Source organism: Psychrobacter sp. 1Y4 (genome assembly GCF_051847555.1).
On record NZ_JBPYDE010000122.1, the window covers coordinates 1 to 1,124 of the forward strand.

At 38.7% G+C, this 1,124-nt stretch carries 1 protein-coding gene; it reads right to left on the reverse strand.

Translation table 11 applies throughout. The features are described 5' to 3' along the window. Positions 1-316: 316 nt before the first annotated feature. Complete coding sequence (locus ACS8FC_RS14665; protein WP_439297307.1) at positions 317-1,015, reverse strand: DNA glycosylase; 699 nt, start codon at positions 1,013-1,015, stop codon at positions 317-319. Between the last annotated feature and the right edge of the window lie 109 nt (positions 1,016-1,124).

The following is a 1,124-nucleotide window of genomic DNA, read 5'->3' on the forward strand; positions in this document are numbered from 1 at the left end:
AATTTGTTTCAACAGGTTAACTGGGTTATCAATATGTAACTCACATATTCGTTACCGCCAGTCCGTCTGATGAGGGCGTATTATAGAGGGTTTAATTTTTGTGTCAACCTGTTTTATTAATGTTTTTAATCTTATTTTAGAAAAATATGAAAACGGTAATTTTTTCAATGGGTTATATATTTAATGATTTGAGATAATTGATAGGTAGTTGGAGATGCGCTCTGAACGATAGACCTGTTAGATATATTATCGGGTTTTACTGACTGCATAAGCTTCTCTATTTCTAACATCCATCTATAAAGAATTATCTTTTATATTACAACTTACCCACCCTCTCAAAGAACGCCTTATATGCAGCGACTTTCTTATCCAACGATAACGGATAGGCACGTGAGGTTGAAGGTAATCTATACAAGGTTAGGTCATTAACCTCAGTAGTTTGTTCAGCGTTTTGCCACTGATAAGGGTAATCCATCCTTTGATTGGTTTTTGGATGCTTTGATTTGGCAATTGGCTCGTCTAATAATCCGAGCAGTACTTCGGTTGCTTTGCCTCCTGTTGTGAATAAGGTCTCTACCTTTGGCACTTGCGGCAAGATACTGTCCAAATCAACTGGCGTCACCACGGTTAGGTTTTTATCCGAAGCATTGCCAGTCTCTCGAATAGCTTGCTTGACCGTTGGGCAAGAAGCGATGCCACGCTCGAACATAAAATCTCGAATACGCTTAGGGTCAAAGCGCTTCTCATCGCCGACTCTAAAGTAATCAGCGTCATCAAAAAACACTCGTCCATAGATACGCCACATATCATTATAAAAATTGGGATAGTGAAAACTCATTGCCCATTTATCGCTAGTCGGCGGAAATGTACCCATCATCATAATGGTGGCATTGGGTGGTAAAACAGGCGCAAAAGGATGATTTTCAATTTCTCCTGATGAACTCTCGACTGGTACTATCTCGTTATTGGCCTTGTTATTAGCGTCTTCTTGGGTGTTTGATGGTTTTATAGTCATGATATTCTTCATCAGAAAAGCGGTTTTTTTGTTATCATAGCAAGCCTAAACACTACTACACTTGTGATAATTTTATATAGTCAAACTCAGTCGATTCAAATAGTACGAC